Raw genomic sequence first — 19,227 nt, forward strand, 5'->3', positions numbered from 1 at the left:
GGCACCGGACGCCGTCAGCGGGTCACCGCTCGGGCCGCTGGATGAGCCGGTCGGCCGCACGGGCGGCCACGGCCATGATGGTGAGCGCCGGGTTCGCGCTGCCCTGAGTGGGCAGCACGCTCCCGTCGGTGATGAGCAGGTTGGGCACCGCGAAGCTCCGGCACTCGGCGTCCACGACGCCCTCCCGCTCGTCGGCGCCCATTCGAGCACCGCCGACCAGGTGCGCATACCGCTTGACTGTCATGGTCTCCTGGGCTCCTGCCGCCTCCAGGATCCGCTCCATCGCGGACTGGGCGGCATCGGCGAGCGCGCGGTCGTTGTCGCACTGCGTGTACGAGAAGTGGGCGACGGGGAGGCCGTACCGGTCCTTCTCGTCGGCGAGCGTGACGCGGTTGTCCGCCTGCGGGAGGAACTCGCACAGCGCCCCGAGGCACGCCCAGTGCACGTAATCGGACATGTAGCGCCGGAGGTCGGCGCCCCAGTGCCCCTGCGCCATGACGTGCTCGGCCCAGGTGATTGGGAGGGGCGACACCGTCTGGATGGAGAACCCGCGCTTGTACGGCTTGGAGGGATCGGTCTCGTAGAACTCCTCCGTGCTGACCTCCGGCGGCGGCGCCTTCCACATCCGGATCTCGTCCTCGAACCGGCCGGCGGTCTGCGGTGCGCCCTGCACCATCAGATACCGGCCCACGAGGTCGAAGTCGTTGCAGAGGCCGTCGGGGAACCGGCGCGAGGCCGAGTTGAGCAGGAGGCGCGGCGTCTCGATCGAGTACCCGGCGATCGCGACCATGCGGGCGCGCTGGAATCGCGGCACGCCGTCCTTGATGTAGTGGACGCCGGTGGCGCGCCCCGTCCGCTCGTCGATCTCGATGGAGGTGACCATGCTGTCGGCACGGACCTCCGCCCCGTGCTCGAGAGCGTCGGGGATGTGCGTGATGAGGGGCGACGCCTTCGCGTTGACCTTGCAGCCCTGGAGGCAGAACCCGCGATAGATGCAGTGGGGCCGGTGCCCGAAACGGCCGTTCGCGATGGCGACCGGTCCGACCTTGGCGGTGATCCCGGCGGCGTTCGCCCCCTTCAGGAACGTCTCGCCGTTGCCGGAGACGGGGTGCGGGCTGTGCGGGTAGCGGTGGGGGTCACCCCACGGCCAGTCCTCGCCGGCGACCGGCAGCTCGTTCTCGATGTCGGAGTAGAAGGGGGCGAGCTCGTCGTAGGCCATCGGCCAGTCGGCTCCCACACCGTCGACGCTGAGGGTGTGGAAGTCGCTGGGGTGGAAACGCGGGACGTAGCCCGCGTAGTGGACCATCGAGCCGCCCACGCCCCTCCCGGAGTTGTTCGACCCGAGCGGCACCGGATCGCCCCCGCCGATCTGCCGGGGCTCGGTCCAGTACAGGTGGTGCGACCCGGCCTCGTCGCTGACCCAGTCGCGCTCCGGATCCCAGAACGGCCCCGCGTCGAACGCGACGGCGTTCCAGCCTGCGTGGGCCAGGCGCTGGAGCAGCACCGAGCCTCCCGCCCCGCAGCCGACGATCGCGATGTCGACCTCGTCGCTGTCCACGAAGCGGCGCATCCGGTCGGCGAGCCGGGGCTCCGCCCGCGATCCGTCCGGCGTCAGCAGCCAGGCGGAGGCGTTGCGCTCGCGCACGACGGCGCTCATCGCTGCGCCCGGGTCTGCGGGATCTCGTCGGGGTGCGCGTCGGCGACCTCGAACGGCTCGCGCTTGCCGATGCCGATGTTCTTGTAGCCGCGCGGGTAGGCGGGACCGGCGAACCCGATCTCGTCCCACGCCGCGGGGTGGCTGTAGAAGGCGGTGCAGGCGTAGCGGGTCCAAAGGCTCCAGATCCGCTCCCGATCGAAGCCGCGCCACTCCCCGTCGCCCGACCGCACCGATTCGAGCAGCGCACGCCGATCGGCGGCGGCGCAAGCGGCGAACTCCGTGCCGTACAGCTCCTGCGCGTCGACGTCGAGGGCAGCGAGGCTGGTGCGCCACGCCTCCGGGTCGGTCGCCATCGAGTCGTAGTGCCAGCCGTCGGTCTGCTTCTCGGCGAGCCGCGCATCCACCATCGCGGTCACCGGGACGAGGCGGTTCTCCGGATCCTGGTCGAGCAGCAGGTCGAAGAGGGCCGTGGCGGTTCCCTCCTCGTGGGCATCGAAGAACCGGATGTCGGAGGGGCGCCCCACGCGCTCCATGACCACGGCGCGCGTGGCGTCGTCCCAGTGCCCGGCCTGGTCGAGGACGCGGAAGCCCGGGAAGCGCTCGCTCACTTCTCGCGCCTCAGGACGGCGGCGAGGAGCCCCATGCCGCCGACCAGGGTCACGAGCAGTGGGGCCAGGAGGGGCGGACCCATCTCGATGTTGTAGCGCGCGTTGCGCCACCCTCCCGGCTTCTGCGCGACGCCGCGCGCGTGCAGCCAGGTGCCCTGGAGGCCGTTCGCGACGATCGTCGCGGCAGCGATGGGGAGGAACGTCTTCGCCGCCGTGCGGTTCAGCGCCCCCGCCACCCCCGCGACCGCACCCACCGGTCCGAGGATGACGGGGGCCCACATCCACGGGTTCCCGAAGCTCGCCTTGTCGTGCTCGAAGTAGATCTCGCCCGCGGTGACGACGGCCCCCACCGCGGTCAGCGCCGACAGCGAGCGTTCGAACCGCCCGGTCTCGACATTGCGGACGAAGCGGTCGATGCCGCGCACGGGCGCTGTCCTCTGCACTCTGCGTGTCGCCTTGCGCGCCGCTCTCGGGGATCGTGCCACGGGGCCTCCTCGGTCGTCCTGCCCAGTTACTTGCTCTAGCGCAAGCGTTGCACCGGGCATGCCTCTTGTGAAGGGGGTGGCCGCAATCATTGCGATACGGCAAGGGACCGCCATACTGGACGGATGGACGCGATCCCGGATGAGACCCCCGCAGCCGCGGCGGCTGCCGACCCGGTCGACGCGACGATCGACGCGGCAGGCGTTCTCCTCCGCGTCGCCGCGCGCTCCGTGCAGCACGTCGAGGACATCGTCACGAGTCCGCAGCTGCGCGTGCTGATGCTGATCGAGCTGTCCGGACCCCAGACCCTCGGCGGCGTCGCCGCGGAGCTCGGGGTGCACGCCTCCAACGCGACCCGCACCTGCGAGAAGCTCGTGCAGGCCCGGCTGATCACCCGTCGCGAGGACGCCACCGACCGCCGCTTCGTCCGCCTGGAGCTCACCCGCAAGGGGCGCCAACTCGTCGAGCGCGTGATCGCCGAGCGCCGGGAGGCGATGGCCGACATCCTCCGCCGGGTACCCGCCGCGGACCGCGACACGGTCGCCCGCGGCTTCCGCCTGTTCGCGGATGCCGCCGGGGTCGACCCCTCCCGCGACGGTCGCTTCACGCTCGGGCCGGCGCCGAGCGCCGACTGACGCTGGCGCGCCTCGGGGCCGCACCCACCTCCACGAGGTGCTCACAGATGCGCGCGACACGCCGCGCGCCGCAGCAACTACGAGCACCTCGACGAACGCGGCGTCCGTCCCGCGCGCCCGCGCCGCGCCGCCGATCCTCACTCCCGCTGCTGCGCCGCCGCCTCCGCGAACGGCCGCCGCGGGTGCCGCACGGCCGCGGTGCTGACCGTCTCCCTCCCGGCCAAGCCGTTCGCCACCCACCCGAGCACGAGGCGCACCCGCTTCCGAACGCCGGGCAGCACGGCCGCGTGGTAGAGCTTGTCGACCGCCCATGCCGGGGCGCCGCGCAGTTTCAGCCCGCGCAGATCCGCCGCGCCGGCATGCCCGCCGTAGCTCGCCATCATCCCGAGGCTGCGGTGGCGGTAGGGAGGCGGTTCCGTCCCTTCGATCGCGGCGCGCAGCCCGTCGGCGAGCACCTTGGCCTGGCGCACCGCGTTCTGGGCGGTCGGCGGGTAGAAGGCCGGCTTCTGGTGCGACCCGGGCTTCGGCACCTCCGCGTCGTCGCCGAGCGCCCACACGCCGTCGAGCGGAGCGCCCGACGCGTCGACCACGCGGAGGCGTTCATCGCAGCGGATGTGCCCCTTCTCTCCGCGCGGAACACCCGCCCGGGCGACCACCGGGTTCGGTGTCACACCGGCGGCCCACACGATGGTGACGGTCGGCAGCTGGGTGCCGTCGCTGAGCCGGGCGAGACCCTGCTCGCACGACGAGAGCTCCGTGTGGAGGCGCACAGTCACGCCGCGCCGCCGCATCAGCGTCAGCGTCCAGTCCGACAGCTCGTCCGGGAGCTCCGCGGCGATGCGGCCTGCCGCCTCCACCAGCACCCACTCCGCGTGCTGCCCGGCGAGCTCGGGGTAGCGGGCGATGGCCCGCGCCGACAGCTGCTGGAGCTCGGCCAGCGCCTCGACCCCGGTGTAACCGCCCCCGACCACGACGAAGGTGAGTGCTCGGCGGCGTTCCGCCTCCACCTGGGTCTCGGCCGCGAAGCGAACCCGGTCGAGCACCTGGTCGCGCAGGAAGACGGCCTCCTCGACGGTCGAGAAGCCCACCGCGTTCTCGGCGAGGCCGGGGATCGGGAGGGTCTTGCTCACCGAGCCGAGCGCGAACACCACATGGTCGAACGACAGGGGCCGCTGCGTCCCGTCGAGCGAGCGCACCACGGCGACCTTCGCCTCCGCGTCGACCGTCTCGACCGATCCGGCGACGATGCGCGCGTGCTTCAGCATCCCTCGGAGGGGCACGAGCACCGCCTCCGGAGCGGTCTCGCCCCCGGCGACTTCCGGGAGGAGCGGCTTGTACGTGAGGTACGGTTCGGGCTCGACCACGGTGAGTTCGATGCGCCCGGCCGCGGCGTCCTTCCGCAGCCGACGCGCGAGCGTGAATCCTGAGAAGCCGGCGCCCAGGATGAGGACGCGAGCGGGTGCGCTCATGCCGATTCCTTCCTCGTCTCGATGGGGATGCGGTCGTCGGTGGTGGTCGCGTCTCCCGCCAGCAGGTGGAAGGCGCTGCGGACGAGTGCGAAGTGGCTGTACGCCTGCGGCGAGTTGCCCAGCTGGCGCGAGCCGTGCGGGTCCCACTCCTCGCTCAGCAGTCCGACGTCGTTGCGCAGGTCGAGCAGCCGGGCGAACAGGTCCTCCGCCTCCTCGTGGCGTCCGGCGCCGAGCAGGGCGTCGACGAGCCAGAACGAGCACGCGATGAAGACGCCCTCGCCGCCCGGCAGCCCGTCGTCGGACCGCTGCGGCTTGTACCGCAGCACGAGCCCGTCCTCCGTGAGGTCCCGCTGGATCGCCTCCACGGTGCCGACCACCCGCGGATCATTGCCGGGCAGGAAGCCGACCCGCGGGATGAGGAGGAGGGAGGCGTCGAGATCGCTCGAGCCGTAGGCCTGGACGAACGTGTTGCGCTTCGCGTCGTACCCGTTCGCCAGGATGTCGCGCCGGATGTCGGCTCGCAGCCGCTCCCAGTTGCGGATGTGCCCCGGCAGCCCGAAGCGCTTGGCGCCCTTTACCATCCGGTCGGCCGCCACCCACGCCATGAGCTTGGAGTGGGTGAAGTGGCGGCGCGAGCCGCGCTCCTCCCAGAGCCCGTTGTCGGGCTCCCGCCAGATCGTCGCGAGATGATCGACGAGCGCGCACTGCAGCTCCCACGAGTCGTCCTCGCCGGTGCCCAGGTGGGTGCGGGTCAGGGCGAGCCCGTCGAGCACCTCGCCCCAGACGTCCAGCTGCAGCTGGTCGGACGCCGCGTTGCCGACGCGGACCGGCGACGAGTCCTCGTACCCGGGCAGCCAGTCGAGCGTCTCCTCCGGGAGGCGGCGGCGACCGTCGAGGCCGTACATGATCCGCAGCTCGGCGGGGTCGCCCGCGACCGACCGGAGCAGCCAGTCGCGCCAGGCCAGCGCCTCCTCGGTGTAGCCGGCGGTCAGGAGGGACTGCAGGGCCAGCGTCGCGTCGCGCAGCCAGCAGAAGCGGTAGTCCCAGTTGCGCGGGCCTCCCGGCTGTTCGGGGAGGGAAGTGGTCGGCGCCGCGACGATGCCGCCCGTCGGCTGGTAGGTGAGCGCCTTCAGCGTCACGAGGGAGCGCTGGATGGCGTCGCGGTCCGGGCCGTAGGCGGCGCTCTGCGCGCTCCACCGTGACCAGTAGAGCTCCGTGCCGGCGAGCGCCTCCTCGGCGTCGGCCGGCTCGGGCCGGCTCTCGTGGCTCGGATACCAGGTCAGCACGAAGGGGATGCGCTCCCCGGCCTCGACGGTGAACTCGGAGACGGTCCGGAAGTCATGCCCCTCGAAGGCGACCGGACTCGTGAGCAGCACCGCGTCCGGCCCGGCGACGGCACGCACCCCGCGCTCGGTGCGGGTCACCCACGGCACGATGCGGCCGTAGTCGAAGCGCAGCACGACCTCGCTCCGCATGGTGACCGACCCGTGGATCCCCTCCACGATGCGCACCAGATCGGCGGCGCCGTCGCGCACCGGCATGAAGTCGATGATGCGGACGGCGCCGTCGTCGGTCTCCCACTCCGTCTCGAGGATCAGCGTGTCGCCGCGGTAGCGACGGCGCGTGCTCCGGCCGGCGTCCGCGGGGGCGATCCTCCACCGGCCGGCGGAGTCGTCCCCGAGCATGGCGGCGAAGCACGCGGGCGAGTCGAACCGGGGGAGGCACAGCCACTCGATGGAGCCGTCGGTCGCCACGAGGGCGGCCGTGTGCAGGTCGCCGATCAGCGCGTAATCCTCGATCCGCCGGTTCACAGGCCCACGCTTCCCTGCATGATGCCGCCGTCGACGAAGACCGTCGTGGCGGTCATGTACCGACCGGCATCGGAGGCGACGAAAACGACGGCGTCGCCGATCTCGCCCGGGTCGGCGACGTGACGCAGCGGGATGGCGTTCTCGAGCTTCTGCCGCTTGGCGTCGTCCTTCATCGTGGCGTCGTTGATCGGTGTCGCGACGGCGCCCGGGGCGACGTTGACGACGCGGATCCCCTGCGGGCCGAGCTCGACGCCGGCGGTCCGGGTCAGCATCCGCATGCCTCCCTTCGAGACGCAGTAGGCCAGGTTGCCCGGCATCGGCCAGTCCTCGTGCACCGACGAGATGTTGACGACGACGCCTCCCGAGCCCTGCTCGAGAAACCGCTTCGCCGCACGCTGCGTGCCGAAGACGGCGCTCTTCAGATTGACGGAGAGGACCTTCTCGTACTCGTCCTCCTCGAGTTCCAGGAGGCTGTGCCGGGTCTCGATCCCGGCGTTGTTGACGTAGATGTCGAGCCGGCCGAAGGTGGCGACCGCCGAATCGATGAGCTTCTGGATCCCGTCGGCCGTGCTCACGTCGGCGTCGACGCCGAGCGCCTTGCCGCCCGCCGCCGTGATGTCCTTGACCAGGTCGGCGGCGTCCTCGGGCTTCGCCACGTAGTCGATCACCACGGCCGCGCCCTCCGCGGCGAGCGCCTTCACGATCCCTTCGCCGATGCCGCTGTTGCCGCCCGTCACCACGGCGATCTTGCCCTCCAGTCGCATGCTTCCTCCGTTTCGTGTCGCCCCGACAGCCATCTAACTACTCTTTTGCCGGACTGCAATAGTTGCGCAGTGATATCGAATAGCGGCCCGACCGCACCCACGATCCCCCTGACGCGGGCGCCGCCCAACCCCTTGCGCGCCGGGGGGCGGGAGGTGCTACCCTCGCATTCGTAAGCAGGCTGACTATAAGCGGAGCAAGTCATATGTCCGAGGATCGCCGGCGCTGGGCCGGGCTCGTCTTCATCAGCATCGCGGTGGCGCTGATCATCGTCGACTCGACGATCGTCAACGTGGCCATCCCGTCGATCGTCGACGACCTCGGCATCGACTCCACCGGTGTGCAGTGGGTGCAGGAGTCGTACACGCTGGTCTTCGCCGCCCTGCTCCTCGTGTTCGGGACGCTGGCCGACCGCTACGGGAGGCGCCGCGCGCTCCTCGTCGGCGTCACGATCTTCACGCTTTCGTCGATCGCGGCGGCCCTCGCCCCGAACGGCGCCTTCCTGATCGGCGCCCGCCTCGTGCAGGGCGTCGGAGGCGCGCTCATCCTGCCGACGACCCTGTCGATCATCAACGCGACATTCCGCGGCAAGGACCGCGCGATCGCCTTCGCCGTCTGGGGCTCGACGATCGGCGGCATGACCGCGCTCGGCCCGCTCCTCGGCGGCTGGCTCACCACCTCCTTCTCGTGGCGCTGGGCCTTCGGCATCAACATCCCGCTCGGGATCGTCATCGTGATCGGCGTGCTGCTGACCGTCTCCGAGTCCCGGGACACGTCGGGTTCGGGAGGCGTGGACTGGGTCGGCGCGCTCCTCTCGGTGATCACCTCCGCCTCCCTGGTGTTCGCGCTCATCGAGGGCCGCACCTACGGCTGGTGGCTGGTGGACAAGCGGCCGCAGCTCGGGGGCTGGACCTGGCCGTTAGCCCTCTCGCCGATCCCGATCGCCTTCGCCGTGGCGATCATCGGGGGCGTCCTGTTCGTCCTGCGCGGCCGCGCGCGCCTCCACGCGGGCAAGAGCACGATGCTCGCCCTCGACCTCTTCCGGATCCCCTCCTTCCGCAACGGGAACGCCGCCGCCATGATCGTCTCGCTCGGCGAGTTCGGCATCATCCTCGCGCTGCCGATCTGGCTGCAGAACGTGCTCGGCTACAGCGCGCTCGACACCGGCCTCATCCTGCTCGCCCTGGCGATCGGCTCGTTCGTCGCCAGCGGGTTCGCGGGGGCGTTCGGCAACCGCATCCCCCCGGTCACCATCGTGCGCGTCGGGCTCGCGGCCGAGATCGTCGGCGTGGCGGGCCTCGGGCTCGTCATCACCCCGACGACGACCTGGCCGATCCTGCTCCCCTTCCTGTTCGTGTACGGCTTCGGGGTGGGCCTCGCGACCGCTCAGCTGACGGGCGTCGTCCTGAAGGACGTCCCGGTGGACCGCAGCGGCCAGGGCTCCGGCACCCAGAGCACCGCGCGTCAGATCGGCTCGGCGCTCGGGATCGCGGTGCTCGGAACCGTCCTGTTCGGCTCCGCGACGGCGGTCCTCGATGCGAGCCTCGACGCTCGAGGCGTCCCCGCCGCGCAGCGCGACCAGATCGTCTCCGCCGTCGTCGACAGCTCGGGCGCGGCGATCGCCGGCCTCGAGAAGAATCCCCAGACGGCGCCCCTCGCGGCCGACGCCAAGCAGGCCTTCAGCGACGGCACCCGCTGGGCGGCGTTCGCTGCGGCCGGCTTCCTCGTCGTGGGCCTCGCGGCCACCTTCTCGCTGGGCGACGCGCGCACCCGGCGCGAGGAGGCGGTTCCGGCGGAGGTCGCCCGGTGACCCGGGGCGACCGGACGCACGAGCGGAGTTCCCACGAGTTGACCCACGAGGCGGAGGCCTACCTCGAGCTCGAGCGGGAGCCCAGCGCCGAGGAGCTGCAGGCGGCCGTCGCCTCTCTGAGCGAGGGTCAGCGGCGCATCGTGCTGCGCTACGTCAGGAGGTTGGCGGCGGAGGGCACGGCCGACACCGGTTCCCATTCCTGAGAAAAGCACAGGGATCGCCCCGTTACTAGCTAGCCTGGCGTAATATTCGCGGGGCGATAAGAAACAGAGAGACCGACCATGGCGCGATATTTCGTTGATTTCGGGGGCAGGAGACTGGTCCCCCGGGAAGACATCGAGACGACCAAGCGACTGATCGTCGAGGCCGCTCAGGCCGGCGGCGACTTCGTCCGGTTCGCGTCGGCGTCGGGAGACGTCGACGCGCTCATCATGCCCGGGACGCGCATCCTCATCGAGTCGATGCCCGACGAGGAGGAGCCCGTCGCGGGCGCCTCCACGATCGAGACCGCATTCCCTGCCGTCGACGACTTCGACGAGTTCGGCATCTGACCGGTCGAGCGCACTCTCTCGCCCGGTCGCGGGCTCAGGCGCCCGCCTCCTGCACGTCGCGCGCCTTGAGCGTCCAGTAGGTCGTGACGGGTCGCGTGCCGAGGACGATCTTGCCCCGCGAGTGGAGGCGCCGGAGGTCGTCGTACGCGTACGCGACGTCCGCGAGCGGGTAGAAGCCCGAGATCAGCAGGGTGAACGCCCGTCGCCCGGCGAGTTCGGCGACGCGGGCGAGGAGGTCGGTGCCGCGGGCGACCGAGTCCGGGTCGTCCTGCAGCAGGGCCAGCTCGGTCAGCCGGCGGTCGTCGCTGGAGCGGTACCGCGCCTGCGGCACCCCGAGCTCGGCGGCGAGCTCGCGGCCGTCCTGCCCGAAGTTGTCGATGAAGCAGGTGACGCCGTCCGGCGCGACCTCGCGGATGCGATCGGCGATGCCCTCGCCGTACCGGACCGGCTTGATGCCGACCTGCCGCAGATAGTCGAAGTTGCGGTCGCCGCACGTCCCGATCACCCGGGCGCCCGCGTGCCGGGCGAGTTGCGCCTCGATGCTGCCGACGCCCCCGGCCGCCGCGGAGACGACCACGGTGTCGCCGGCACCGACACGCAGTTCGTCGAGCGTGGCGAGAGCCGTCGCGCCCGCGAGGTAGAGGCCGCCCGCGATCTCCCACGTGACGTCCTTCGGCTTCCGCACGAGGTGGGTCGTGGGCACCACGAGGTACTCGGCCTGGGCTCCGGCGCGGACATGGCCGATCACCTCGGTCCCCGACGGGAAGGCCTTGTCGCCCACCGAAACGACGATCCCGGCGAAGTCGCTCCCGGAACCGCGCGGGAACGGTTCGTCGGCCCAGGTCGCCTCCCGTCCGGAGCGGATGAAGCCGTCGATGTGATTGATGCCGGCCGCGACCACCTGGACCAGCACCTCCCCCGGTCCGGGAGGGGCCAGCGGGCGGACCCGCGCCTGAAGGACGCTCTCGTCGCCCGCCTCGTCGTACTCGACCACCAGGGTCTGGTCATGCGTCTTTGCCATCGCTGGTCCCTTGCTCGGCTTTTTACTAGCTTAGCTAGCGATCACCCACCTGGGAAGTGGTCGATCCGCGGAAACTCGAAGCGGCCCGGCCGAGGAGGCCGAGCCGCTTCGAGCAGTGGAGAGGTGGCTTAGTTCGCCGGAGGCATCAGCACCGAGTCGATCAGGTACACGGTCGCGTTGGCCGTGTGCACGCCGCCGCAGATGACGTTGGCGTCGTTCACCTTGAGGTTGTCGCCCGAACCGGTGACCGTGACCGTCCCGCCCTCGACCGTCTTGTGGTCGCCGACGATGTCCTTCGGCGAGATCTGGCCGGGGACGACGTGGTACGTGAGGATCTTCGTGAGCGTGTCGGCGCCCGCGTCGGTCTTCAGCGTGTCGATGGTCGCCGGGTCGATCTTCTTGAAGGCGTCGTCCACCGGCGCGAAGACCGTGAACTCGCTGCCGTTCAGGGTGTCGACCAGGTTGACCTTCGGGTTCAGCTTGCCCGAGACCGCTGCGACGAGGGTGGTGAGGAGGGGGTTGTTGCTCGCGGCGGTGGCGACCGGGTCCTGGGCCATGCCGGCGACCGAGCCGGAGCCCGACGGCACCTGCTTGGCGTAGGCGGCGCAGCCGGGGCCGACGAGGTCCGCGGCCGGGTCCATGGTGGCGGACGCGGACGGCTTCGACGAGCTCATGCCCGTGTCGGTCGAGGTGGCCGAGCCGGCGCCGGACGAGCAGGCGGTCAGCGCGAGGGCGGCGGCGGCGAGGAGGCCGGCCGCGGCGAGGCGGGTGGTGGATCGCATGGTTCTTCTCCTTCGAGGGATGACTGCAGATCTTTCAGCCGCCAGGAGCGGCCGTCATCGGTGGTTCGGCATGGTCGGCGGAACGGATTGGAACCGACGGAAATACGCTCGGTCCAATCCGGCGCGGCCCCGCGCGACGAAGAGTCGGCATGAGCGGACGCGCAACGAGAACACCCGGCCGGCGGATGGCCGCGCTGTGGGCGGCGATCGCCGGTGTCGTCAGCGGCGGGATCTTCCTCGCCTCAGCCGAGCTGGTCGCGCTCCTCGTCGCACGGGAATCGGACCCCCTCATCGCGGTCGGATCGTTCGTGATCGACATCGTCCCGCGCTGGGCGAAGGAGCTCGCCATCGAGCTGTTCGGCTCGAACGACAAGCTGTTCCTGCTGACGACGGTGGCGGTGGCCGCTTTCGCAGCCGCCGCGATCGCCGGGCTCCTTGAGCTGCGCTTCCGCTGGGCGGGTGTTGCGCTGTTCGGCGTCGCCGGCATCGCTGCCATCGCCGCGGCGGTCACGCGGGCGGGCGCGAGCGGCCTGGCCTTCCTCCCGCCGACCGTCGGTGCCCTGCTGGGTGCCGGAGCGCTGTGGCTGCTGATCGGTCGCCTCAAGCTCTGGCGCGCCGATCAGACACGGGGAGGCGACGCTCGGCCCGACCGCCGCACGTTCCTCCTGCTCACCGGAAGCGCCGCGGCGCTGTCCCTCCTCGTGGGCGTCGGGTCGCGTGCTCTCTCGTCGGCGAGCTCGTCCGTCGCGGCGATCCGGAAGGCGCTGCGCCTCCCCTCCCCTCAGAACCGCGTCGCCGTACCCGCGGGGGCCGACCTGCGCATCCCCGGACTGTCGCCCCTCTTCACCCCGAATGCCGACTTCTACCGGGTCGACACCGCGCTGAGCGTCCCGTCGATCGATCCGGCCACCTGGCGGCTCGTCATCGACGGGATGGTCGAGAAGCGGGTCGAGATCACGTTCGACCAGCTGCTCGCGATGGGACTCCGCGAGTACGCCATCACGCTGACCTGCGTGTCGAACCAGGTCGGGGGGAACCTCGTGGGCAACGCGCGCTGGCTCGGCGTCCCGGTGCGCGAGCTGCTCGCCCGCGCCCGGCCGCGCCGCGGGGCCGACATGGTGCTCTCGAGGAGCATCGACGGCTTCACGGCGAGCTCGCCGCTGGAGGCGCTGACCGACTCGGGCCGCGACGCCATCCTCGCGGTCGGCATGAACGGGGAGCCCCTGCCGCTCGAGCACGGCTTCCCTGTGCGGATGGTGGTGCCCGGTCTGTACGGGTACGTCTCCGCCACCAAGTGGCTGACCGAGCTGAAAGTCACGACGTACGCGGCCGACCAGGCCTACTGGACACCGCGCGGCTACAGCGCCAAGGCGCCCATCAAGCTCTCCAGCCGCATCGACACCCCGCGGCTCGACAAGGCGATCCCCGCCGGGCAGGCCGTCATCGCCGGCGTCGCGTGGGCGCAGACCGTCGGCATCGGCAAGGTGGAGGTGCAGATCGACGGCGGAGAGTGGCAGCAGGCCGCGCTCTCGACCCCGATCGGCAAGGACACCTGGGTGCAGTGGTCGCTGCCGTGGAACGCCACGACGGGCAGTCACACGCTCAGTGTGCGGGCGACGGACCTCGCCGGCCGTCTCCAGGAGCAGAAGCGCACCGCGATCGCCCCCGATGGATCGACCGGGTGGCAGTCGACGTTGGTGCGGGTGGAGTGAGGGGCGGTTCCCAGGGAGGAGGATCGTGATGCTGGCGGCCTCATCCTCCTCCGTTCACGCCCGCCCCCGGCGTGTCACCGGGAAATTCCTCCTTTCCCTTCAGGGCGCGGGGGGCGGCCGGGCGCGGGGGGGGCGGCCGGGCGCGCGGGCGGCCGGGCGCGGGGGGGGCGGCCGGGCGCGGGGGCGGCCGGGCGCGGGAGTGAGCCGGGGCGGCGCGGCACTCCAGGCGGGTCGGTCGACGTGGCACCGGACCGGAGGGAGGAGGACGGGCGACTGCGCGCGGCGTGTCGCGCACAACGGAGGAGACTCGGCCGCCGGCCGCAACGAAAATCCTCCGTTAGCGCACGGCGAGGCGGCTACGGCGGCCGCAGCCCCGGCGGCGCCGCCGTCAGCCCAGCGCGACCGCCGTCCACGAGACCGGTGGCAGCTCCAGCGTGAGCGTCCCATCGGCGAGGGAGGCGCGCGGGGTCGGGCGCAGGCCGACGCGGTTCTGGTCCTGCAGCGTGTTCTTCGCGTAGACGTCGTCATCCCAGAGCGAGAGCGCCTCCGCGACCCGGGTGACGCCCAGATCGCGCACGTCCACCTCCACGGTCTGCGTCTCGGTGAGGCTCCGGTTCACGACGAACAGCGCCGCCGAGCCGTCCGCCTCGTCGAACGTCGCGACCGCGTCGACGAGCGCCGCCTCCCCGTGCACCGCCGTGTCGTAGCTGCCGGTCCTGATGGAGGGGCGGAGCACCTCCCCGCGCGCCAGCCGGCTCGTGACCGAGAACGGGAAGAACGTCGTCTGCCGCCAGGCCGCGCCTCCCGGCTCGGTCATGATCGGCGCGATCACGTTGACGAGCTGGGCGAGGGAGGCGCTGCGCACCCGGTCGTGGTTCTTCAGCAGGGTGATCAGCAGGTTGCCGAGCACGACGGCGTCGGCGACCGTGTAGACGTCCTCGATGAGGCGCGGGGCGTACCTCCACTCGTCGACCGGCTTCTCGGCGGCCATGTGCTCGTCGAGGTACCAGATGTTCCACTCGTCGAACGAGATGTTGATCTTCTTGCGGTTCTTCAGGCGGTTGCCGACGTGGTCGGCCGTGGAGACGACCGTGTCGATGAAGTACTGCATGTCGAGCGACGAGGCGAGGAACGACCCGAGGTCGCGGCCGCGCTCCTGGTAGTAGGCGTGGGCGGAGATGAAGTCGACGTGCTCGTAGGCGTGCTCGAGGACGATCCGCTCCCACTCGCCGAACGTCGGCATGCCCGACCCGGAGGAGCCGCAGACCACGAGCTCGAGGTGGCGGTCGGCGGTCTTCATCGCCTGCGCGGTGCGGGCCGCGAGCTTGCCGTAGTCGTCGGCGGTCATGTAGCCGGTCTGCCAGGGGCCGTCCATCTCGTTGCCGAGGCACCACATCCGCACGTCGTGCGGCTCCGGCGTGCCGTTCGCGATGCGCCAGTCGCTCAGGGCCGTGCCGGACGGGTGGTTGGCGTACTCGAGCAGGTCCAGCGCCTCCTGGATGCCGCGCGTGCCGAGGTTGACCGCGAGCATGAGCTCCGAACCGGTCAGCTTCAGGAAGCGGGCGAACTCGTCGAGGCCCACCTGGTTAGTCTCGAGCGAGTGCCAGGCGAGGTCGCGGCGCACCGGGCGCCGGTCGCGCGGGCCGACCGAGTCCTCCCACCGGAACGCGGACACGAAGTTGCCGCCCGGGTAGCGGATCGTCGTCGCGCCGAGTTCGCGCACCAGCTCGACCACGTCGAGGCGGAATCCGTCCTCGTTCGCGGTCGGGTGCCCGGGCTCGTAGATGCCGTCGTAGACGCAGCGGCCGAGGTGCTCCACGAACGAGCCGAAGATCCTTCGGTCGATGGGCGCCACCCGCGCCGAGCGGTCGAGGGCGATCGTGCTGTCAGCCATGCGTTTCCTTCTGTGCGTGCGGGCCCGGCCGCCCGGGCCGGATCACGGGGTTGGGCTCCTGACCGCCGGCACCGATGACAACCGGCGGCCAGGAAGAGAGCGGATCAGATTCCGCGGGCGAGCCGATAGTAGGCCGCGTTCCAGTCCAGCTCGCGCTCGAACCCGCGCAGCGTGGTCGACTCGTCGATGACGAGCAGCTCGGTGCGTGCGATCCGCGCGAAGTCGGCGAACGCCTCCACGCCCACCGCAGTGCTCATGACGGTGTGGTGCGCGGCACCCGCCTCGAGCCACGCGGTCGCGGAGGTGGTGAAGTCGGGCGCCGGCTTCCACACGGCCCGGCCCACCGGGAGCTTGGGGAGGGGCGCGGTCGGCTCGACCACCTCCACGACGTTGGCGACGAGCCGGAACCGGTCGCGCATGTCCGAGAGGGCGACGACGACCGCCGGGCCCGGGTCGGCCGTGAAGACGAGCCGCACGGGGTCGTCCTTGCCGCCGATGCCGAGCGGGTGCACCTCGAGGGTCGGGCGGGCGGTCGAGAGGGAGGGGGACACCTCCAGCATGTGCGCCCCGAGGATCCGCTCGTCGCCGGGCGTCAGGTCGTACGTGTAGTCCTCCATGAGGGAGGCGCCTCCCGGCAGCCCCGCGCCCATCACGTTCGCGGCCCGCACCAGGATCGCCGTCTTCCAGTCGCCCTCGGCGCCGAAGCCGTAGCCCTCGGCCATGAGTCGCTGGACCGCGAGACCGGGCAGCTGGGTGAGCGCGCCGAGGTCTTCGAAGCTCGTGGTGAAGGCTCCGAAGCCTCCCTCCTCGAGGAAGGAGCGCAGCCCGAGCTCGATCGCCGCGCCGTCGCGCAGGGACTGGTGGCGCTCTCCGCCCCGGCGGAGCTCGGGCACGACGTCGTAGAGCTCCTCGTACTCGGCGACCAGCGCATCGACGTCGGAGTCGCCGGCTGCGGCCACGGCATCGGCGAGCTCGTTGACGCCCCACGTGTTGACCTGCACGCCGAAGACCAGCTCGGCCTCGGTCTTGTCGCCCTCGGTCACCGCGACGAAGCGCATGTTGTCGCCGAAGCGCGCGAGCTTGAGAGAGCGGGTCGCCGCCCAGCCGGCGGCGGCGCGCATCCAGGTCGCGACACGCGAGGTCACCGCCGGGTTGCTGACATGCCCGACGACCGTCGTGCGGGGCACCGCGAGCCGGGTCTGGATGTAACCGAACTCGCGATCACCGTGCGCGGCCTGGTTGAGGTTCATGAAGTCGAAGTCGATCTCGCCCCACGGCAGCTCGACGTTCGCCTGCGTGTGGAGGTGCAGCAGCGGCTTCTGCAGCGCGTCGAGCCCGGCGATCCACATCTTGGCCGGGCTGAAGGTGTGCATCCACGCGACGAGTCCGATCACGCGGTCGTCGGCGTTGGCCTCGAGGGCGATCCGTCGGATCGCGTCCGAGTCGGTCAGGACCGGCTTCCAGACGACCCGGACCGGGACGGCCGCGCCGAGCTCGTCCGAGATGGCACGGGACTGGGCGGCCACCTGGGCGAGCGTCTCCGGGCCGTACAGGTGCTGGCTGCCCGTGAGGAACCACACCTCGTAGGCGTCTAGGGAGGTGGTGAGCTTCGGCATCGGTCGGGGTCCCTTCAGGAGTTCTGTCCGTAGACGTTCTGGTAGCGGTCGTAGAGACGATCGATCGCCTCCTGCGGGATCGGGACGAGCGGCCCGGCCTCCCGCGCGATGTGGACCGTGCGGGCGACGTCCTCGGCCATGACGGCGGCCTTGACGGCGTCGCGCGCATCCTTGCCGATGGTGAAGACGCCGTGGTTCTGCATGAGCACGGCCCGGCTCCGGTGCCCGGCGAGCGTCGCGACGATGCCGCGGCCGATCGAGTCGTCTCCGATGATCGCGAACGGTCCGACCGGGATGTCGCCGCCGAACTCGTCCGCCATCGCCGTGATGACGCACGGGATCGCCTCGGCGCGGGCCGCCCAGGCGGTCGCGTACGTCGAGTGCGTGTGGACGACGCCTCCCACCTCCGGCATGGTGCGGTACACGTAGGCGTGCGCGGCGGTGTCCGAGGAAGGGGAGCGCTCGCTGCCCGCCGAGCCGGGCACCACCTCCCCGTCGAGCGTGCAGAGGATCATGTTCTCGGGCGTCAAGTCGTCGTAGTCGACGCCGCTCGGCTTGATGACGAAGAGGTCCTCGCCGGGCACGCGGCCCGAGACGTTGCCACCGGTCCAGACAACGAGCCCGTAGCGCACCAGCTCGGCGTGCAGCGAGGCGACGCTGCGGCGGACGGACGCGACGGCGGCGGACTCGATCAGGGTGCTCAACGGCTGCCTCCTTCCAGGGGGAGTGCCTCCACGGCGGCCCGCTCGACGGCGAGGCCCGCGTGATAGCGCTCCAGGTACGCGGCGAAACCGGCCACGTCGTCGGGGTGCGGCGTGACGGTGTCGAAGGCGAAGCCCCCGAACACGCGCAGCCTCAGGTAGTCGGCGAGCGTCTGCCCGTCGGAGGCGGCCGCCAGATAGGAGGCGAGCACCGCTATGCCCCAGGCGCCTCCCTCGGACGCCGTCTCGGCCACCGAGACCGGTGCGTCGAGGGCGCCCGCGAGGAACCGCTGCGCGACACCCGCTGTCCGGAACATGCCGCCGTGGGCGAGCATCCGGTCGAGCCGGACGCCCTCGCGGTCGAGCACGCGCATGCCGAGGGCGAGCGTGCCGAACACGCCGTAGAGCTGGGCGCGGACGAAGTCGCCCAGAGTGAACCGGCCGCCGGGCGAACGCACGACCAGCGGGCGCCCCTCGGGCAGGCCGGCGATGGGCTCGCCCGCGAGGTGGTTGTAGGCGACGATGCCGCCCGCGTCGGGGCGGCCGTCGAGCGCCTCCCGGAACAGGGCCTCGTAGACGGCGTCCGCGTCGAGCGGCGACCCGGCGAGAGCGGCGAAGCGCGCGAACAGCCCCGACCACGCAGCGAGTTCGCTGGCTCCGTTGTTGCAGTGGACCATCGCGACCGGGTCGCCCGCCGGCGTGGTGACGAGGTCGAGCTCCTCATGCGCTGAGGCGAGCGGCCCCTCGAGCACGACCATCGCGAAGATGCTGGTGCCGGCGCTCACGTTGCCGGTGCGCGGAGCCACGGAGTCGGTCGCGACCATCCCGGTTCCGGCGTCGCCCTCGGGCGGGCAGAACACAGCGCCGGGGGCGATGCCGCCGGTCGGGTCGAGGAGGAGCGCACCCTCCGCCGTGAGGCTGCCCGCGGCCTGCCCGGCGACGAGCACCTCGGGCAGCAGGGAGCGGAGCGGCGGGAGAGCGCCCGCCGTGCGCTCGTCGAAGCGCTTGAGAAGTGCCTCGTCGTAGTCACGCGTCGCCGGGTCGATCGGGAACATGCCGGAGGCGTCGCCCACGCCGAGCACGGATCGTCCCGTGAGTGAGCGATGGACGTAACCGGCGAGGGTGGTGACGTGCGCGATCCGCGGCACGTGCGGCTCGGCGTCGAGGACGGCCTGACGGAGGTGCGCCACGGACCAGCGGAGCGGGATGTTGACGCCGAACAGTTCGCTGAGCTCCGCAGAGGCGCGCCCGGTCGACGTGTTGCGCCACGTGCGGAACGGGACGAGGAGGTCGCCCTGCTCGTCGAACGCCAGGTATCCGTGCATCATCGCGGAGATGCCGATCGAGCCGAACGCGGCGGGTCGCACCCCGTGGCGGTCCTCGGCGTCGGCGATCAGCTCGGCCACGGCGGACTGCAGCCCGGACCAAACGTCATCGAGCGCGTACGTCCACCGGCGGTCGACGAACTCGTTCTCCCACTCGTGCGCCCCCACGGCCAGCACGGTGGCCGGGTCGTCGGCGTCGACGAGGCACGCCTTGATGCGCGTCGAGCCGAACTCGACGCCGAGGGCGGTGCGCCCCTCCGCGACGGCGTCGCGGTGGCGGGAGGCGGCGGGGTCGCCGCTCGGCGGGGTCGTGCTCACGAGAAACTCACCTCTTTGTGACCGGTCACATTACGTCGGGACCAGGCTAGGCGAACATCGGGCCGCGCACAA

17 protein-coding genes are annotated in these 19,227 nt (G+C 71.5%); 5 read left to right on the top strand and 12 right to left on the bottom strand.

Translation table 11 applies throughout. The features are described from left to right. Positions 1 to 22: 22 nt before the first annotated feature. From FPT20_RS15625 to FPT20_RS15635, 3 genes are read right to left on the bottom strand one after another with little or no spacing between them, the layout of a single operon-like run. Positions 23 to 1,657 carry a GMC family oxidoreductase gene (locus FPT20_RS15625; protein ID WP_158867013.1) on the bottom strand — a complete coding sequence of 545 codons (1,635 nt, stop codon included), beginning with the start codon at positions 1,655 to 1,657 and terminating at the stop codon, positions 23 to 25. Further along, positions 1,654 to 2,265: a gluconate 2-dehydrogenase subunit 3 family protein gene (locus FPT20_RS15630; protein ID WP_233265565.1), complete on the bottom strand. Its 612-nt coding sequence runs from the start codon at positions 2,263 to 2,265 to the stop codon at positions 1,654 to 1,656. Before FPT20_RS15630 ends, FPT20_RS15625 begins: the two co-directional genes overlap by 4 nt. After that, positions 2,262 to 2,690: a hypothetical protein gene (locus FPT20_RS15635; protein WP_233265566.1), complete on the bottom strand. Its 429-nt coding sequence runs from the start codon at positions 2,688 to 2,690 to the stop codon at positions 2,262 to 2,264. The genes FPT20_RS15630 and FPT20_RS15635 overlap by 4 nt, the downstream gene beginning before the upstream one ends. Positions 2,691 to 2,873: 183 nt before the next feature. Between FPT20_RS15635 and FPT20_RS15640 the strand changes: the two genes are divergently transcribed. After that, positions 2,874 to 3,383, top strand: a complete 510-nt coding sequence (locus tag FPT20_RS15640; protein ID WP_233265567.1) for a MarR family winged helix-turn-helix transcriptional regulator — start codon at positions 2,874 to 2,876, stop codon at positions 3,381 to 3,383. A 137-nt stretch (positions 3,384 to 3,520) separates the two neighbouring features. Here FPT20_RS15640 and FPT20_RS15645 read toward each other — a convergent pair whose 3' ends face one another. From FPT20_RS15645 to FPT20_RS15655, 3 genes are read right to left on the bottom strand one after another with little or no spacing between them, the layout of a single operon-like run. Further along, positions 3,521 to 4,852, bottom strand: a complete 1,332-nt coding sequence (locus FPT20_RS15645) for an NAD(P)/FAD-dependent oxidoreductase (protein ID WP_158867017.1) — start codon at positions 4,850 to 4,852, stop codon at positions 3,521 to 3,523. Beyond that, complete coding sequence (locus FPT20_RS15650) at positions 4,849 to 6,663, bottom strand: glycoside hydrolase family 15 protein (RefSeq protein ID WP_233265568.1); 1,815 nt, start codon at positions 6,661 to 6,663, stop codon at positions 4,849 to 4,851. The genes FPT20_RS15645 and FPT20_RS15650 overlap by 4 nt, the downstream gene beginning before the upstream one ends. Continuing rightward, positions 6,660 to 7,427, bottom strand: a complete 768-nt coding sequence (locus FPT20_RS15655) for a glucose 1-dehydrogenase (protein ID WP_158867019.1) — start codon at positions 7,425 to 7,427, stop codon at positions 6,660 to 6,662. The genes FPT20_RS15650 and FPT20_RS15655 overlap by 4 nt, the downstream gene beginning before the upstream one ends. A gap of 203 nt (positions 7,428 to 7,630) precedes the next feature. Here FPT20_RS15655 and FPT20_RS15660 point away from each other — a divergent pair, with 203 nt between their 5' ends. The 3 genes from FPT20_RS15660 (at position 7,631) to FPT20_RS15670 (ending at position 9,786) form a co-directional block, all read left to right on the top strand. Further along, a complete protein-coding gene (locus FPT20_RS15660) occupies positions 7,631 to 9,235 on the top strand; it encodes an MFS transporter (protein WP_158867021.1) in 1,605 nt (534 codons plus the stop codon). Continuing rightward, on the top strand, positions 9,232 to 9,438 hold the full coding sequence (locus tag FPT20_RS15665) for a hypothetical protein (RefSeq protein ID WP_158867023.1): 207 nt from the start codon (positions 9,232 to 9,234) through the stop codon (positions 9,436 to 9,438). Before FPT20_RS15660 ends, FPT20_RS15665 begins: the two co-directional genes overlap by 4 nt. A 78-nt stretch (positions 9,439 to 9,516) precedes the next feature. After that, entirely contained in the window at positions 9,517 to 9,786 is a 270-nt protein-coding gene (locus FPT20_RS15670) for a hypothetical protein (protein ID WP_158867024.1), read from the top strand. A gap of 34 nt (positions 9,787 to 9,820) precedes the next feature. On the opposite strand, the gene FPT20_RS15675 is transcribed toward FPT20_RS15670, so the two are convergent. Together FPT20_RS15675 and FPT20_RS15680 are read right to left on the bottom strand one after the other, a co-directional pair. Further along, the gene (locus FPT20_RS15675; RefSeq protein WP_158867025.1) at positions 9,821 to 10,807 is read right to left on the bottom strand and encodes an NADP-dependent oxidoreductase; all 987 of its coding nucleotides are present in this window, start codon (positions 10,805 to 10,807) and stop codon (positions 9,821 to 9,823) included. Positions 10,808 to 10,935: 128 nt separating this feature from the next. After that, entirely contained in the window at positions 10,936 to 11,589 is a 654-nt protein-coding gene (locus FPT20_RS15680; RefSeq protein ID WP_158867026.1) for a fasciclin domain-containing protein, read from the bottom strand. A 149-nt stretch (positions 11,590 to 11,738) separates the two neighbouring features. Between FPT20_RS15680 and FPT20_RS15685 the strand changes: the two genes are divergently transcribed. Next, the gene (locus FPT20_RS15685; protein ID WP_158867027.1) at positions 11,739 to 13,301 is read left to right on the top strand and encodes a molybdopterin-dependent oxidoreductase; all 1,563 of its coding nucleotides are present in this window, start codon (positions 11,739 to 11,741) and stop codon (positions 13,299 to 13,301) included. 388 nt (positions 13,302 to 13,689) lie between these two features. Here FPT20_RS15685 and arfA read toward each other — a convergent pair whose 3' ends face one another. The 4 genes from arfA to FPT20_RS15705 all read right to left on the bottom strand — a co-directional run bounded on the left by arfA (position 13,690) and on the right by FPT20_RS15705 (position 19,155). After that, entirely contained in the window at positions 13,690 to 15,195 is a 1,506-nt protein-coding gene (gene arfA, locus FPT20_RS15690) for an arabinosylfuranosidase ArfA (protein ID WP_158867028.1), read from the bottom strand. A 104-nt stretch (positions 15,196 to 15,299) separates the two neighbouring features. Next, on the bottom strand, positions 15,300 to 16,811 hold the full coding sequence (gene araA, locus FPT20_RS15695; protein ID WP_158867029.1) for an L-arabinose isomerase: 1,512 nt from the start codon (positions 16,809 to 16,811) through the stop codon (positions 15,300 to 15,302). A 14-nt stretch (positions 16,812 to 16,825) separates the two neighbouring features. Beyond that, on the bottom strand, positions 16,826 to 17,515 hold the full coding sequence (locus FPT20_RS15700) for an L-ribulose-5-phosphate 4-epimerase (RefSeq protein ID WP_158867030.1): 690 nt from the start codon (positions 17,513 to 17,515) through the stop codon (positions 16,826 to 16,828). Beyond that, positions 17,512 to 19,155 carry a xylulokinase gene (locus FPT20_RS15705; protein ID WP_158867031.1) on the bottom strand — a complete coding sequence of 548 codons (1,644 nt, stop codon included), beginning with the start codon at positions 19,153 to 19,155 and terminating at the stop codon, positions 17,512 to 17,514. Before FPT20_RS15705 ends, FPT20_RS15700 begins: the two co-directional genes overlap by 4 nt. Between the last annotated feature and the right edge of the window lie 72 nt (positions 19,156 to 19,227).

Source organism: Leifsonia sp. AG29 (assembly GCF_009765225.1).
In the GTDB taxonomy this organism is placed as follows: Bacteria; Actinomycetota; Actinomycetes; order Actinomycetales; family Microbacteriaceae; genus Leifsonia.

Bases quoted from the DNA above. Each gene is read 5' to 3' on its own strand.
- FPT20_RS15625 (WP_158867013.1), bottom strand. From the start codon at position 1,657: ATGAGCGCCGTCGTGCGCGAGCGCAACGCCTCCGCCTGGCTGCTGACG.
- FPT20_RS15640 (WP_233265567.1), top strand. From the start codon at position 2,874: ATGGACGCGATCCCGGATGAGACCCCCGCAGCCGCGGCGGCTGCCGAC.
- FPT20_RS15645 (WP_158867017.1), bottom strand. From the start codon at position 4,852: ATGAGCGCACCCGCTCGCGTCCTCATCCTGGGCGCCGGCTTCTCAGGA.
- FPT20_RS15655 (WP_158867019.1), bottom strand. From the start codon at position 7,427: ATGCGACTGGAGGGCAAGATCGCCGTGGTGACGGGCGGCAACAGCGGC.
- FPT20_RS15660 (WP_158867021.1), top strand. From the start codon at position 7,631: ATGTCCGAGGATCGCCGGCGCTGGGCCGGGCTCGTCTTCATCAGCATC.
- FPT20_RS15670 (WP_158867024.1), top strand. From the start codon at position 9,517: ATGGCGCGATATTTCGTTGATTTCGGGGGCAGGAGACTGGTCCCCCGG.
- FPT20_RS15675 (WP_158867025.1), bottom strand. From the start codon at position 10,807: ATGGCAAAGACGCATGACCAGACCCTGGTGGTCGAGTACGACGAGGCG.
- FPT20_RS15680 (WP_158867026.1), bottom strand. From the start codon at position 11,589: ATGCGATCCACCACCCGCCTCGCCGCGGCCGGCCTCCTCGCCGCCGCC.
- FPT20_RS15685 (WP_158867027.1), top strand. From the start codon at position 11,739: ATGAGCGGACGCGCAACGAGAACACCCGGCCGGCGGATGGCCGCGCTG.
- arfA (WP_158867028.1), bottom strand. From the start codon at position 15,195: ATGGCTGACAGCACGATCGCCCTCGACCGCTCGGCGCGGGTGGCGCCC.
- araA (WP_158867029.1), bottom strand. From the start codon at position 16,811: ATGCCGAAGCTCACCACCTCCCTAGACGCCTACGAGGTGTGGTTCCTC.